The sequence below is a fragment of the Sporosarcina sp. E16_3 genome, from assembly GCF_017347125.1.
GTDB lineage: Bacteria > Bacillota > Bacilli > Bacillales_A > Planococcaceae > Sporosarcina.
Genome location: NZ_JADPRX010000038.1, coordinates 1 through 13,542, shown reverse-complemented (window position 1 = coordinate 13,542; position 13,542 = coordinate 1). Strand labels below are relative to the sequence as shown.

The following is a 13,542-nucleotide window of genomic DNA, read 5'->3' as shown; positions in this document are numbered from 1 at the left end:
CAAAGCGAGCCGAAAACGAACAAGTGGAAATGCATACTTTCACACCTTTCTTACAAGTGCTTCATGTACTTTACTAGTCTATTGATTTTTCAGAACTTTTCTTATATAATGATTATGGTGAACAATGAATGATCATTCATTTAATCAAAAGGGGATGAACGTATGAATTTAGTTACGCGAGTACACGAAATGGCAATGACACAGCCTGAAAAAGCGGCTTATCACTTTATGGGGAAAGATACATCTTATGCAGAATTCGATCGATCGGTATCCATGTTCGCATCTGCACTGCAAGATCTAGGCGTTGGTAAAGGGGATCACGTCGCATTTCTGCTAGGCAATACACCACATTTCCTGGTATCGCTTTATGCGACAATGCGTATTGGTGCAACAGCAATTCCGGTTAATCCAATTTATACACCAGACGAAATTTCGTACATCATACATAACAGTGATGCGAAGGCTGTTATCGCGCTGGATCTATTGCTACCACTAGTTGAGCAGGCGGCGGGTGCATTTCCGACTGTTGAGCATTATGTGATTTGCGAAACCGTTCCGGAAACACCAGAGAAAATCGCCGCACTTCCAGCAGCTGTGAGGTCGAAAGTTCGTTCATTTACACAACTTATTGCTACAGGAAGACCTAATCAGGAACCCGTTGCTGTTGATGAAAATGAAACCGCTATCATTCTGTATACATCAGGCACGACAGGACAGCCAAAGGGTGCGATGCTGACACATGGCAATCTGTATTCAAATGCGCGCGATGTTGCGGATTACCTGGATTTCACGGAAAATGACCGCGTTGTAGCGACGTTACCAGTATTCCATGTCTTCGCGCTTACAGTTGTTGTCAATGCGCCACTAGTGAAAGGTGCAACGATTTTACTAGTACCGCGCTTCAGTCCAGCAGAGGTATTTAAAGTCATCAAGGAACAGCAGGCGACTATTTTCGCAGCTGTACCGACAATGTACAATTTCTTATACCAGTTCCCAGACGCTGATCCGAGCGATTTCAAAACTGTTCGGAGAACTATTTCGGGTGGCTCATCACTGCCGGTTGCATTGCTGCATAATTTCGAAGAGAAATTCAATGTACAGATTTCGGAAGGATATGGTCTTTCTGAAGCATCACCTGTAACATGCTTCAATCCGACTGATCGTGAGCGTATCCCTGGTTCAATCGGGACGAATATCATCAATGTCGAAAATAAAGTCGTTGATGAATTGGGCAATGAAGTACCAGTCGGGGAAGTCGGCGAATTAGTCGTACGTGGACCGAATGTCATGAAAGGCTATTATAAAATGCCTGAAGAAACAGAGTCCGCTATACGGGATGGCTGGTTATACACGGGGGATATGGCCAAACGCGATGAAAATGGCTACTTCTACATCGTTGACCGTAAAAAAGACCTCGTTATCGTCGGGGGCTATAATGTTTATCCACGTGAAGTTGAAGAAGTATTATTCACACATCGTGATATCGTCGAAGCGGCAGTCATTGGCTTGCCTGATCTAGATTTCGGCGAAGCAGTCCATGCATTTGTTGTCTTAAAAGAGGGTGTCAAAGAGGACAAAGAAGCACTAATCGCATACTGTGCGACTCGTTTGGCGAAATACAAGGTACCGAAACAAATCGAGTTTTTAGATGAATTGCCGAAAAATACGACTGGTAAAATATTAAGACGGTCATTGAAAGACCAAGTGAAAGTCTAACTGGATAAGCCTTTCCAAGTTGTTGACGGGGAATGTGTGAACGTTGTTCAGTTTCCGGGAAACGTTGCTAAGTTTCGTGCGGGCGTTGTTTAGTATCCGGCGAACGTTGCTAAGTTTCATGACAACGTTGTCTAGTTCGTTGAAAGTGTTGTTTACTTGTGAGGACGTTGTTTAGTATCCAGCGAACGTTGTTAAGTTTCATGACAACGTTGTCTAGTTCTTCAAAAGTGTTGTTTACTTGTGCGGACGTTGTCTAGTACGTCGAAAGCGTTGTTTACTGGTCATCAATGAGGTGCAAAAGTAATTGCTCAGACCATGACAATTCTGAAGACTACTGTTGATTAGAAATAGAAAAAGGGCTAGTCCAAGCAAGCCGCGCAATTGCGTCTTACAGGGTAGCCCATAATCCTGTTAAAACCCGAAGTTACACTCGCAAGAATGGTGCTTGCGGTGGCAATGTTGATGATCGGAATTCCGACACTGGTTGCAACCAGTATCAGGTCTCCAAACACGACTTTCTCCAGTATGTCTGAATGTGATTGTGCACGTATTTTGCGGTCTGCTCTGTGAACAGCATTGTGAATGACTGCGCTGCGGTCTGTGTGAACCACATCCACATCTGCAATCATTACCATGTTTACCGGCATTTTGGTTATTATTCATTGGAAAAGAAGACATACTCTAACCTCCTTTCATCTTGATTAAGAGAAAGAAAGTAGATAACTATACACTATATAAGAATTGTATCGCTGATCGTTACTAATCTTTCCCTTCTCTTAAACTATGTGGCTGTCCCACACATGAAGTGGACAAACGTTTACAAGTAAAAAATAAATCATGCTGTAGCCTATTAAATGTGACGATGACGAAAACCCCTCTCCGTTGGAAAGGGGTTTTCGTTTGAATACATTTAGTTGCAAGAATTGCTAAGGTGATTACTTATAGCGACCACAGCAAGGGCGTCCCTTGTGAATTGATTGCTTTTGTTCACTGCAATCTCGTCGCTTGTGGCTTGGGAGTTGTGGACCAATGCAAGGAGCGTGATGGTTCCTTGACGATTCACTTTTACTACAAGTACGTCGTTTTTGGCATGTGCGTTTTTTGTCGCTAGTATGCCGTTTCTTACAGCAAGGACATCGATCGCTGCTTGTCCGCCGTTCATGTCTAGCTGTTCGGCGGTCGTCATCCGAGTGTTTTTTTGTACTGGAAGGCTCCTGGAACATGAAATTGTCTATTCCTAAGCTAACAACCTTATTAATCGCTTTTTGAATGTCATCATTAAACAATAGTGACATGTTAAAACCTCCTTTCTTTGTAGGTAGGGAATGGAGATTTACTACTATACCTCTATGCAGAATAAATGCAGAGTTTCTACAACTCCTTACTCTCCTCTTAATGTACGTAACTGCATGGAAAGTGTAAGGGGCAAACGCACAAGTTTTGGAAATAACAACAAGTGGATCCATCCCTCATACAATTGTAGTAGAGCCCTGCATTACTATTACTACTTGCTATTTCTCCTTCTATTTGGTCGTTTTCCGGAATCATGTTGATTTTTGTTCGAGAATGTTTGGGTTTGTGAAGCACGTCTGTATCTGTTCGCTTGCGTCTGGGTATCACGGGGATCCTGTGACATTAAGTTATCTAATCCTAAGCGATCAGTTCTATTCTTTACTTTTTGGATTTCATCCTCAAAAAATAGTGACATGTCCGCCCTCCTTTTTCGCTTATTGGGAGAAAAGAACTTTGTAATCCTTCCTCTCTCCTTAAAGTACGCGGTTGTACCCATCGCATTAGAGACAAATGCATACACGTTAAAAATAATTAGCTGTTTGGAGTAACGTTGAGCAGTTGAATACATACGAATAGGATAAAAGGGAAGGGGTAGAATGCAAATGGGTGCTGTCATTGAACTACCTGAATACCAACTATTTATTCATCCTAGCGCTTTAAATGAACTGCGAAAAGATAGTTGGATGGACGATCCGGTTGCCGCAAAACTGGCGATTAATAAAAAGAAATATACGATAGATCTTGCATATCGCGGCTCTCATATTCGAGATTTACCAAAGAAATCGTATCAACTCTCGTTTTACAAACCAAGCACGTATAGAAATGCAAAAGAGGTTCATTTGAATGCGGAATTTAAAGATCCTTCATTGTTAAGAAATAAATTATCTTTTGATTTTTTTAATGAAATCGGATGCCTGGCGCCCAACTCACGTTTCGTATTTTTGAAACTGAATGGAAAAGATGAAGGGCTTTATTTAGAACTAGAATCAGTGGATGAACATTTTTTGGCGAATCGACAGTTGCCGGAAGGACCGCTCTATTATGCAGTTGATGGGGATGCTAACTTTTCGTTAATGAGTGATCTTGATAAAGAAGTAAAGAAATCGCTCATATTGGGCTATGAACAAAAGTATGGACCAGCACAAGCTGATGAACAATTACAGCACTTAATCATAAATATTAATACCATTCCTAGAGAGGAATTTGAGCATGAAATCGTAAAGTATGTAAATGTGGATAAGTTTCTCCGGTGGCTTGCAGGGGTTGTTTTCACTCAAAATTTTGACGGATTTGTTCATAACTATGCATTGTACCAGAATGGCGACACGGGTCTGTTTGAAATTATCCCTTGGGATTACGATGCGACATGGGGAAGAGATGTTAATGGAGAAAGCATGCGGGCAGATTATTTGAGGATCGAAGGATTTAATACGCTTACCGCAAGAATTCTGGATGTGAAAACATTTCGAACGCAATACAAGAATCTATTAGAGGAGATTTTAACTAGCAAATTTAATGTGGACTATATGAAACCTAAAATACAAGCCATGCATAAGTTAATAAGGCCTTATGTTCAAAAGGATCCCTATGAAAAGGACAATCTCGACGTATTCGATGAAGAACCGGATTTCATCTGTGCGTATATCGAGGCGCGAGGAAACTATATAAGAAGCCAATTAGATGGATTACATTAGGTGAAAATTTGAAAAACCCTTTCCATGGAGGAGAGGGTTTTTGGCTGAATTAGTATGCAAGAATTTGTTTTGTGAAAAAAGTAAAGTCTCCTAAGTGGTTCTTAATAATTTCATTTAAGATGTTTGTATTGATTGTTTGGGCATCGGGGATAGCATTATCACGGAAGTCGATCATTGCTTTCATGTTAGAAACAGTTTCTGCCGTGATAATCTGGTGTTCATGTAAAAAATCGAAAGCTTCCTTACTTAAATGGGGCAAACCGAATTGATGTAACGCGGATACATGCATGGCTAAGTCAATGCAGGCCTGGCAAGCACGTTGGATATTCAGCACGATGGAGTCTTGCTTTGTGTAATCAGTTAAGTTATCTCTGTTGTTATCGTATACAACATTGATTCGAACAAGGCATCGTTCAATGACACTAATTTTATTTGAAATAATATCATTCATCATAACCTCACCCCATTTCAATGTTTCTGCTCTTCTTAGTATATCAAAATTGGATATTGAAGGGCCTGCTTTCAATTAGTGCATGCTGAATGATTTTTTTGTAGCGCCTACTGTTTCGAAATCCCATACCAGGTTACCCCCACTATACAACCAGATCATTTTTCATCCCCAATAAAAAAGGGAAACTATCACGAATGTCGAAACAAGTAGATAGAGAAGAAATAAGGGGGAATTAGCAATGGGAAAACGTAAACTGCAAGTAGATGACCTATTCAAGTTACAGTCTGTGACGGATCCGAAGTTAGCGCCGAATGGTAAGGAAGCGGTGTTTGTGAAGACACATATTAACGAGGAAGATAATAAGTATGTAGCGAATTTATTTCACATAGATTTGGAATCGAACGAAGTGACGCAGTGGACGCATGGCAAAGGGGCGATTTCATCCCCCGCATGGTCTGCTGATGGGAAGCAGATAGCCTTTTTATCGGACCGCGAAGAGAAGAACCAGTTGTTCATCCTACAGGCAAGAGGCGGGGAAGCGCAGAAAGTGACGTCATTCGAACAAGGCGTTTCGAGTTTCCTTTGGTCGCCGTGTGGCAAGAAAGTTTGGGTGGACGCAGTCGTGAAAGAAGGCAAGACGTTCACAGATAAAGAGGAAAAGGACGACAAGAAAAAGCCGGAACCATACCGTGTCACAACAATGAAATACCAGATGGACGGGGCGGGCTTGTTGCCGCAAGATGCATTCAGGCAAATCGGCGTTGTCGATATCGAAACGGGAGAGGTAACGCAGTTTACAGAGGGGAATTTCCAGCATGGATTGCAAGCGATATCGCATGACGGCAAGAAACTAGTCGTTGGCGTCAACCGAAAGGATAGTTTGGATTTCGAATTCCGCCAACCGCTAGTTATTGTCGACGTTGAAACGAAAGAGGAAACCGTTCTTGTCGATGAAGAGGGCTATTTCGGCGGCGCACAATTTTCATTTGATGACCAATACATCGCATACGTTGGTTCAGAGCGGATATTCGAAAACGCGACGCATAGCAATGTGTACGTTTATGACATGGAAGATGGTACGCGTATGAATTTAACCGAGAGTCTTGATGCACCGGTCGGCGATGCAGCAGTTGCGGATCATCAGCAAGGAGCGGGGGCGCCATCTACAGTTTGGACAAAGGACAACTATTTGTATTTCCAGTTGTCGACAATGGGCGATATCCGTCTGTACTTTGCGTCACTTGAAGGTGAGTTATACCCAGCAACAGCTGAAAATGAACATGTATATGGCTATGATCTATCGTCTAATGGCGAGTTCGCACTTGTTGCAGTTAGTAGTGCAGTCAATCCGGGCGAACTATATAAGCAGACAATCGCAACCGGCGAACGACAAGCCCTTACTTCATATAACGCGGCGTATTTGGAGGAAGTTGAACTAGTCGAACCGCAAGCAATCGTCTATAAAGGCGCGACAAATTGGGACGTGCATGGTTGGTTAATGAAACCGGTGGGCTACGTCGAAGGGGAAAAGTATCCGCTAATCGTCGAAATTCACGGCGGGCCACACGCTATGTATGCGAATACGTTTTTCCATGAGTTACAGCTATTGGCAGCACAAGGATATGGCGTATTGTACGTCAATCCACGCGGTAGCCATGGTTATAGCCAGGAGTTTGTAGATGCAGTTCGCGGTGACTATGGCGGCGGAGATTATGAAGATATAATGGCTGGACTTGATTACGCTATTAAAGAAAACAGCTGGATCGACACGGACCGTCTGGGCGTAACAGGCGGCAGCTACGGCGGTTTCATGACAAACTGGATCGTTGGTCATTCGAATCGTTTCAAAGCAGCTGTCACGCAACGTTCGATTTCAAACTGGATTAGTTTCTTCGGCGTATCCGATATTGGGTACTACTTTAGCGATTGGCAAATCGGAGCGGGCATGGACGACGTTGATAAGCTTTGGGAACATTCACCGCTGAAATATGCGAAAAACGTTGAGACGCCTTTATTAATTTTACACTCAGAAAAAGACTTCCGCTGCCCGATTGAACAAGCAGAGCAGTTGTACATTACATTGAAAAGTATGGGGAAAGAAACGGAATTTGTACGTTTCCCTGATGCAAATCATAACTTATCACGCACAGGTACACCGAACTTGCGCATTGCAAGATTGGACGAGATAACGGGCTGGTTCGCGAAATATCTGCCCCGCATTAACGCGCAGTAAGCCCCGCATTAACGCGCAGTAAGCCCCTCATATAAGGACAATTGGCATTACAAGGAATATCAGTTGAGGGGCAACTGCCCGTAAATGCCCGATAAGTTCAACTAACAATCAGTGAAAAAAACCACTGATTGAAGTTGAGCTATATAAACGATTCGGAGGAAAATGATTGAGTTATACAAATGAAGGCGTAACAATTCGTCCAATCAAAGAACAGGACTTACACCGAATGTGGGAATTGAGTTTTAAAGATGAAAATCCTGAATGGAAAAAATGGGATGCCCCCTATTATGAGCATCAGACAATGACGTACGAAGCGTTTCTGGAAAGAAGCGATAAAATTGTTGCACAGGATGATTATTGGGGCATTGAAGTGGCTGGCGAATTGATCGGCATGGTTAGTTATTACTGGGAACATAAGTCGTCCCTTTGGCTTGAGATGGGGATTGTCATTTACGAGCCACAGTATTGGAGCGGCGGCTACGGAACGAAAGCGCTCACGATGTGGATTGATCATTTATTCCAAGAAATGCCGTTGGTTCGTGTCGGTTATACGACGTGGTCAGGTAATGCGCGGATGATTAAAGTCGGCGAAAAACTGGGCATGACAATAGAAGCACGGTTGCGGAAAGTCCGTTATTGGAACGGGACTTACTACGATTCTATCCGGATGGGTATTCTCCGCGAAGAATGGGAATCCGGGCTTTCATGAGGTGGTCGAAGCTGAAACAGATGGCGGAAGGTTTACTATGTGAGTCACTGAAAGGTCGGGTACATTATCAGGCAATCGTTCATCGGAAAAGCCATGACCAGACAAGCAGCTTCCGTATGACCTTTGACGGTAAAGAGATTGGGTGGGCATCGGATATTCCATACGCATTGGAGTTGACTCGACGCAGTGGGAATTTGCGGGACGAGCGGGAATTGAATCCGTTCCCGTGGCATCTCCATTGGCGGGAATGGGAACAATCTGAAGACTACAAAGCCTATCATTGTGCGTATGAGGATACTGAAACGGCAATGATTGCTGACGAAGTTTTCCCTGCATGGGCTGTGAGAGTACTATTATTCGATTACGTCCATATGCCGTTTGAAGAAGCAATCGTGCATGAGCATCCGTTTGTAAGAGCAATTAGCTTATTCGATAAGCGGTTTGGCAAGAGAAGACTCGCAGAAATCGATACTGAGCAAGAAAGCGGTTTTTACAAGAAGTTTGCACTTATCAGGAAGCAAGCAGACTTACAAGCATAGCATAGTAGCTGGTTCTATAGAATATCAAACAGCCATTCCAGAAAAATCTGGATGGCTGTTTATATTTCATGTATTTTAGGATTTAGCGAGGGATATGAGGGGATATATGATCGGTCCCCAAAATTTCACAATCGACCAAGACCATAATGAGTAATTACTCACTGTACAAAATCCAATTCTTTACATACAATAAAAGTGAGTACTCACTCACTACCGCGAGAGGGGTGTTAAGGATGGAACAACCAAAGACGTGTGTATCGATTCGTCACGTATCAAAAAGCTATAAGAAACACCATGTGTTAGAGGATATCAACTTAGATATTTTCGAGGGGGAAATTTTTGGTCTCCTCGGTCCTTCTGGTGCGGGGAAAACAACGTTAGTTAAACAATTAACAGGCTTGGATACACCAACTTCAGGGGAAAGTTATGTATTTCAAACGAAAATGCCTTCATTAAAAATAATTACTAGCATCGGTTATATGGCGCAATCGGATGCGCTGTATGAAGATCTTTCAGCAAAAGAAAACTTGCAATTTTTCTCAAGTCTATATGGTCTAAAAGGTGAGAAACAAACACGTAGAATCGCAGAAGTGATGGAGCTTGTTGTACTTTCTGGCGACTTAAAAAGGTTAGTTTCCAACTTTTCAGGTGGAATGAAGCGCAGACTCTCATTAGCAATAGCATTACTTCATGAACCAAAAATTTTAATTCTTGATGAGCCCACTGTTGGCATTGATCCCGTTTTACGTAAAAGTATTTGGGAAGCTTTTTACAAATTAAAACAAAATGGAACGACAATCATTGTGACGACGCATGTAATGGATGAGGCCGGTAAATGTGATCGACTTGGATTGATTCGTGACGGTGGTCTAATTGCAGTCGGAACGCCCGATGAATTAAAAGAAATGACCAATACAACAACGATTGAGGACGCTTTCCTGGTCTACGGGGGTGCAAACAAATGAGAGTTTTCGCATTGACACAACGAATCTTGCGACAAATTGTGCGAGACAAACGAACAATGGGACTACTCATAGTAGCACCAATCCTTGTCTTGACGATGCTCCATCTCGTGTTTAACGGAGGCGATTATACCCCGAAAATTGGATTCGTTGATGTCCCAAATGCAGTTGTGGAACAGATGAACGTAGACGGGGCGGATATCACAACATATAGTGACGAAAAAAGCGCGAAGGCTGATTTAGCCGAGCGAATAATAGATGGCTACTTAACAATTGCAAACAACGCACCCGCCGTGGTTTTGGAGGGAAGTGACCCGAGCGTTGCAGGAGCTACGATGAAATGGCTTCAACAAGCAATGCCGACTGGACAGGAAATCGGTCATAGTCCGAAGTTAACAATCGATTACTTACACGGCTCTAGCGACATGGGGACGTTTGACTATTTCGGACCCGTTCTTCTTGGATTTTTCGTCTTCTTCTTCGTCTTTTTAATTGCGGGCGTATCATTCTTACGGGAACGGACAACAGGCACGCTTGAACGTTTACTCGCGAGCCCCTTACGGAAATGGGAAATTGTGATGGGGTATGTAGTTGGCTTCGGGATTTTTACGATGATTCAATCGGCAATTATTGCCGCTTATGCGATTTATGTGCTCGGAATGATGATGGAAGGAGCATTCGGCTATGTATTACTGATTACCTTATTGCTCGCTTTAACAGCGCTGACGCTTGGTATTTTACTATCATCATTTGCTAATAATGAACTTCAAATGATGCAGTTCATCCCAATCATTGTCGTCCCACAAATCTTTTTTTCGGGCTTATTTAATTTGGATACCATCTCGAAGTGGCTGAGCTGGGTTGGCCCATTCACGCCTTTGTATTACGCAGCGGATGCATTGCGCGATATAATGGTCAGAGGCTATGGATGGGGTGCAATTTACATGGATATTTTCGCGTTAGCAGGTTTTTCTTTACTGTTTATCGCCGTTAACATCCTGGCCCTGCGAAAATACCGTAAAATCTAATCGAAATGATTGGCGAAAAGGGAGCTCAGTATGATAAAAGAGGATCAAATGATAGAAGAAATGTTTAATATAGAAGGTGATTTAACAGAGCGGCAAAAGAAAATACTAGCTGCCGCGATTGAATCATTCGCTGAAAAAGGTTATTCTGCCACGTCCACAAAGGAAATTGCGCAAAAAGCCGGAGTTGCTGAAGGGACGATTTTCAGACATTATAAAACGAAAAAAGAGTTACTAATGTCCATCGTCACACCAATGATGATCAAGTTGATGGCGCCGATTATAATAAAGGATATCAATAAGGTCCTGAATCATGACCATGATACATTCGAAGAATTCGTAAGAGCGATGATTGACAATCGTAGAAAGTTCTTAAAGAACAATGTGAAAATCATTAAAATCTTCATTCAGGAAATCCCTTTTCATCCAGAACTAAAAGAGCAATTCATGGAGCATGTCGGCAGCAAAGTTTTTACACGCCTTAGGCAGATTATTGAACATTACCAGGAAAAAGGGCAAATCATCAAACTGCCTATTGATACCGTCATTCGCTTAACGGGCTCGACAATTATCGGCTATTTCGTGACTCGATATGGTATTTTACCTGATGCGGATTGGGATGACGAAGCGGAGGTAGACTCGACAGTTCGGTTTTTGATGAAAGGATTGGCGCCGGAGTGAAAAGGGGAGTGTGTATGCTCTCTCTTTTTATTTGAAGGTGTTTTCATAATGGTACAATCAATCTACTACATCGCCCATAGGAGGAAAATGACAAATGGACTTATCACAAATTAGTATTTTAGCAATTATACTTGCTGTCTTTGCAAACATGATTATTGGGGCACTCTGGTATTCACCACTACTCTTCGCCAACATTTGGATGAAAAGCCTTGGAAAGACACGCGAAGAACTGCATACGAGCAACCCGAATATCGGATACGGACTTACGACACTTGCCGGCATTGTCACAGCAATCATTTTATCGTTAGTCATCACAATGCTAGACTCAGTGACAATTGGTGGGGGGGCGTTAATTGGATTTTTAGCGGGTGCTGGAATTGCAAGCGCGCGCGAATTATCGCCTACCTTTTTCGAGGGGCGAAAGTATACACTCTTTTTCATTAGCGCAGGTTACCATATCGTTTCGTTAACAATCATGGGTGCAATACTTGCATTTTTCATCAAATAGAAAAGGAGAAGGCATCCAAGCCTTCTCCTTTTACTATTATCCCCCTAGAAAAGTAGTGATTATATATGCGTTTTCCAACCATGTACTTGGACTCAGTAAAACGTAAATGGATACAAACACATAAGGAATTCAGTAGGTCGTTTAGCTGAGGATGATCCATTAAAAAAATGATATACTGGGTGGGAAATGATGGATATAAAAGCGTTTGTGAAACATATTTACCAACAACTGGAGCGTGAAAAAATGGCCCTTTACAATGTTATGGAAGAAGTCGTTCGCGACGTATTGATGCAATATAAAGACCAGCTGCAACTGGTTTGTCAGTGTGAGCGATGCTTTAACGATATCATGGCAATCGCGCTCAATGAATTGCCACCACGTTATATTGCTAACGAGGAATATGGACCCTATGTCAGGGCGTCACATGAAGCGGATCGTCAAGGTGCTACGAATATTATACTGATCGTCACAAAAGCAGCAACATTTGTTTCAGGCAACCCACGTTGCCCGGCGATGAAACCTGTTACTCCGGAAGCAACTGAATAACAACCAAAAGCCTGTCGTTCCAATAGGAGCGACAGGCTTTTAATCATCGTGTAAATAGTTATGAAAGTGAATTTAATCGTCATCGAAGGTATTGCATAGCAAATACTTTCGTACTGCGCAAACACGCTTTACTTACTTCCCTCTAAAAACAGGCTTGCGCTTCTCCGCAAACGCATTCAACGCTTCAATTCGATCTTCAGTCGGAATCGTAAGTTCATACGCTTTCCGTTCAATCGCAAGCCCCGTCTGCAAGTCCACATTCATGCCGTGTTTAATCGCAAATTTCGCCTGCTGTAAAGCAATTGGACCATTCGCAAGGATTGAATCTGCAAAGTCGGCTGTTTCTTTGCTTAGGTTTTCTGGCGTAGTGATCTTCGTCAGAACACCATAGCTAAGGGCTTCGGCCGCTGACATTCTGCGTGCCGTCAAAATCAGTTCAAGCGCTTTTGCTTCGCCAATTAACCGTGGAAGACGCTGCGTTCCACCAGCCCCTGGAATAATAGCAAGTCCTGTTTCTGTCAATCCCATAAGCGCAGTATCAGCCGCAATTCGGAAATCACAAGCTAGCGCAAGCTCCATTCCACCCCCGAATGCAAAGCCGTTCATCATCGCAATCGTTGGTTGTGGCAAGTTTTCAATCGCCGAGAACACCTCACCAATTTTGTAAAGATTGCGCTTCACTTGCAGGTCCGTAAGTGTTTTTCGTTCCTTTAGATCAGCCCCAACGCTGAAAGCACGATCACCGGATCCCGTGAAAATGATAACGCGGATATCGGGATTGATGCGGATTGACTCTGTAATCTGCCCTAGTTCAACCAACATATCGTAGTTAAATGCATTCATCGTTCCCGGACGATCGAGCGTCACGAAAGCGAGATTCCCTTTTTGTTCATAATGGATTGCTTCCATATTAAAATCCCCCTTGGATAAAATCGAATAGTAACTAGAACATACCATTATTCATAGTGTGTTGCTATTTTAATTGATAGATAAGACGAACAAATGAATATCTATATACACGGAGCGAAGGCGCTATTCGGTATCAGTTGCTGTCACAATTCAATGGATTTTTTATTTCAACATATATGAATCAATTTCATAATGCGTACTTTTAAAAAATCATAAAGAAACAGAATTTGAAATGATTTCTTAAAAAAACGAATGAAATAGACGATTACGCAGTTG

The 13,542-nt window shown here is 42.6% G+C and carries 13 protein-coding genes; 10 read left to right on the top strand and 3 right to left on the bottom strand.

All coding sequences use genetic code 11. From position 1 onward, the window contains the following. Positions 1 to 162 precede the first annotated feature (162 nt). On the top strand, positions 163 to 1,716 hold the full coding sequence (locus tag I2483_RS16905; RefSeq protein WP_207278281.1) for a fatty acid--CoA ligase family protein: 1,554 nt from the start codon (positions 163 to 165) through the stop codon (positions 1,714 to 1,716). Between the two features lie 910 nt (positions 1,717 to 2,626). Here I2483_RS16905 and I2483_RS16900 read toward each other — a convergent pair. Further along, positions 2,627 to 2,902: a hypothetical protein gene (locus I2483_RS16900; RefSeq protein ID WP_207278279.1), complete on the bottom strand. Its 276-nt coding sequence runs from the start codon at positions 2,900 to 2,902 to the stop codon at positions 2,627 to 2,629. Between the two features lie 709 nt (positions 2,903 to 3,611). Here I2483_RS16900 and I2483_RS16895 point away from each other — a divergent pair. After that, entirely contained in the window at positions 3,612 to 4,703 is a 1,092-nt protein-coding gene (locus tag I2483_RS16895) for a CotH kinase family protein (protein ID WP_207278277.1), read from the top strand. A gap of 49 nt (positions 4,704 to 4,752) precedes the next feature. Here I2483_RS16895 and hepT read toward each other — a convergent pair whose 3' ends face one another. Then, a complete protein-coding gene (hepT, locus tag I2483_RS16890; protein WP_207278276.1) occupies positions 4,753 to 5,157 on the bottom strand; it encodes a type VII toxin-antitoxin system HepT family RNase toxin in 405 nt (134 codons plus the stop codon). 235 nt (positions 5,158 to 5,392) lie between these two features. Between hepT and I2483_RS16885 the strand changes: the two genes are divergently transcribed. The 8 genes from I2483_RS16885 (at position 5,393) to I2483_RS16850 (ending at position 12,357) form a co-directional block, all read left to right on the top strand. Then, positions 5,393 to 7,387, top strand: a complete 1,995-nt coding sequence (locus tag I2483_RS16885; RefSeq protein ID WP_207278274.1) for a S9 family peptidase — start codon at positions 5,393 to 5,395, stop codon at positions 7,385 to 7,387. 166 nt (positions 7,388 to 7,553) lie between these two features. Further along, positions 7,554 to 8,096 (top strand): GNAT family N-acetyltransferase, encoded by a 543-nt coding sequence (locus I2483_RS16880; protein ID WP_207278272.1) that lies wholly within the window; start codon positions 7,554 to 7,556, stop codon positions 8,094 to 8,096. After that, complete coding sequence (locus tag I2483_RS16875; protein ID WP_207278270.1) at positions 8,093 to 8,635, top strand: SF0329 family protein; 543 nt, start codon at positions 8,093 to 8,095, stop codon at positions 8,633 to 8,635. The genes I2483_RS16880 and I2483_RS16875 overlap by 4 nt, the downstream gene beginning before the upstream one ends. A gap of 233 nt (positions 8,636 to 8,868) precedes the next feature. After that, positions 8,869 to 9,600 carry an ABC transporter ATP-binding protein gene (locus I2483_RS16870; RefSeq protein ID WP_207278268.1) on the top strand — a complete coding sequence of 244 codons (732 nt, stop codon included), beginning with the start codon at positions 8,869 to 8,871 and terminating at the stop codon, positions 9,598 to 9,600. Continuing rightward, positions 9,597 to 10,625, top strand: a complete 1,029-nt coding sequence (locus I2483_RS16865; protein ID WP_207278266.1) for an ABC transporter permease — start codon at positions 9,597 to 9,599, stop codon at positions 10,623 to 10,625. Before I2483_RS16870 ends, I2483_RS16865 begins: the two co-directional genes overlap by 4 nt. Positions 10,626 to 10,655: 30 nt before the next feature. Beyond that, positions 10,656 to 11,303 carry a TetR/AcrR family transcriptional regulator gene (locus I2483_RS16860; protein ID WP_207278264.1) on the top strand — a complete coding sequence of 216 codons (648 nt, stop codon included), beginning with the start codon at positions 10,656 to 10,658 and terminating at the stop codon, positions 11,301 to 11,303. Positions 11,304 to 11,397: 94 nt separating this feature from the next. After that, a complete protein-coding gene (locus I2483_RS16855; RefSeq protein WP_207278262.1) occupies positions 11,398 to 11,811 on the top strand; it encodes a DUF1761 domain-containing protein in 414 nt (137 codons plus the stop codon). 189 nt (positions 11,812 to 12,000) lie between these two features. Further along, complete coding sequence (locus I2483_RS16850) at positions 12,001 to 12,357, top strand: late competence development ComFB family protein (RefSeq protein ID WP_207278261.1); 357 nt, start codon at positions 12,001 to 12,003, stop codon at positions 12,355 to 12,357. Positions 12,358 to 12,489: 132 nt separating this feature from the next. On the opposite strand, the gene I2483_RS16845 is transcribed toward I2483_RS16850, so the two are convergent. Next, positions 12,490 to 13,266: an enoyl-CoA hydratase-related protein gene (locus tag I2483_RS16845; protein ID WP_207278259.1), complete on the bottom strand. Its 777-nt coding sequence runs from the start codon at positions 13,264 to 13,266 to the stop codon at positions 12,490 to 12,492. Between the last annotated feature and the right edge of the window lie 276 nt (positions 13,267 to 13,542).

Bases quoted from the DNA above. Each gene is read 5' to 3' on its own strand.
- I2483_RS16865 (WP_207278266.1), top strand. From the start codon at position 9,597: ATGAGAGTTTTCGCATTGACACAACGAATCTTGCGACAAATTGTGCGA.
- I2483_RS16855 (WP_207278262.1), top strand. From the start codon at position 11,398: ATGGACTTATCACAAATTAGTATTTTAGCAATTATACTTGCTGTCTTT.
- I2483_RS16860 (WP_207278264.1), top strand. From the start codon at position 10,656: ATGATAAAAGAGGATCAAATGATAGAAGAAATGTTTAATATAGAAGGT.
- I2483_RS16845 (WP_207278259.1), bottom strand. From the start codon at position 13,266: ATGGAAGCAATCCATTATGAACAAAAAGGGAATCTCGCTTTCGTGACG.
- I2483_RS16905 (WP_207278281.1), top strand. From the start codon at position 163: ATGAATTTAGTTACGCGAGTACACGAAATGGCAATGACACAGCCTGAA.
- I2483_RS16875 (WP_207278270.1), top strand. From the start codon at position 8,093: ATGAGGTGGTCGAAGCTGAAACAGATGGCGGAAGGTTTACTATGTGAG.
- I2483_RS16885 (WP_207278274.1), top strand. From the start codon at position 5,393: ATGGGAAAACGTAAACTGCAAGTAGATGACCTATTCAAGTTACAGTCT.
- I2483_RS16870 (WP_207278268.1), top strand. From the start codon at position 8,869: ATGGAACAACCAAAGACGTGTGTATCGATTCGTCACGTATCAAAAAGC.
- I2483_RS16900 (WP_207278279.1), bottom strand. From the start codon at position 2,902: ATGACGACCGCCGAACAGCTAGACATGAACGGCGGACAAGCAGCGATC.
- hepT (WP_207278276.1), bottom strand. From the start codon at position 5,157: ATGATGAATGATATTATTTCAAATAAAATTAGTGTCATTGAACGATGC.
- I2483_RS16850 (WP_207278261.1), top strand. From the start codon at position 12,001: ATGGATATAAAAGCGTTTGTGAAACATATTTACCAACAACTGGAGCGT.
- I2483_RS16895 (WP_207278277.1), top strand. From the start codon at position 3,612: ATGGGTGCTGTCATTGAACTACCTGAATACCAACTATTTATTCATCCT.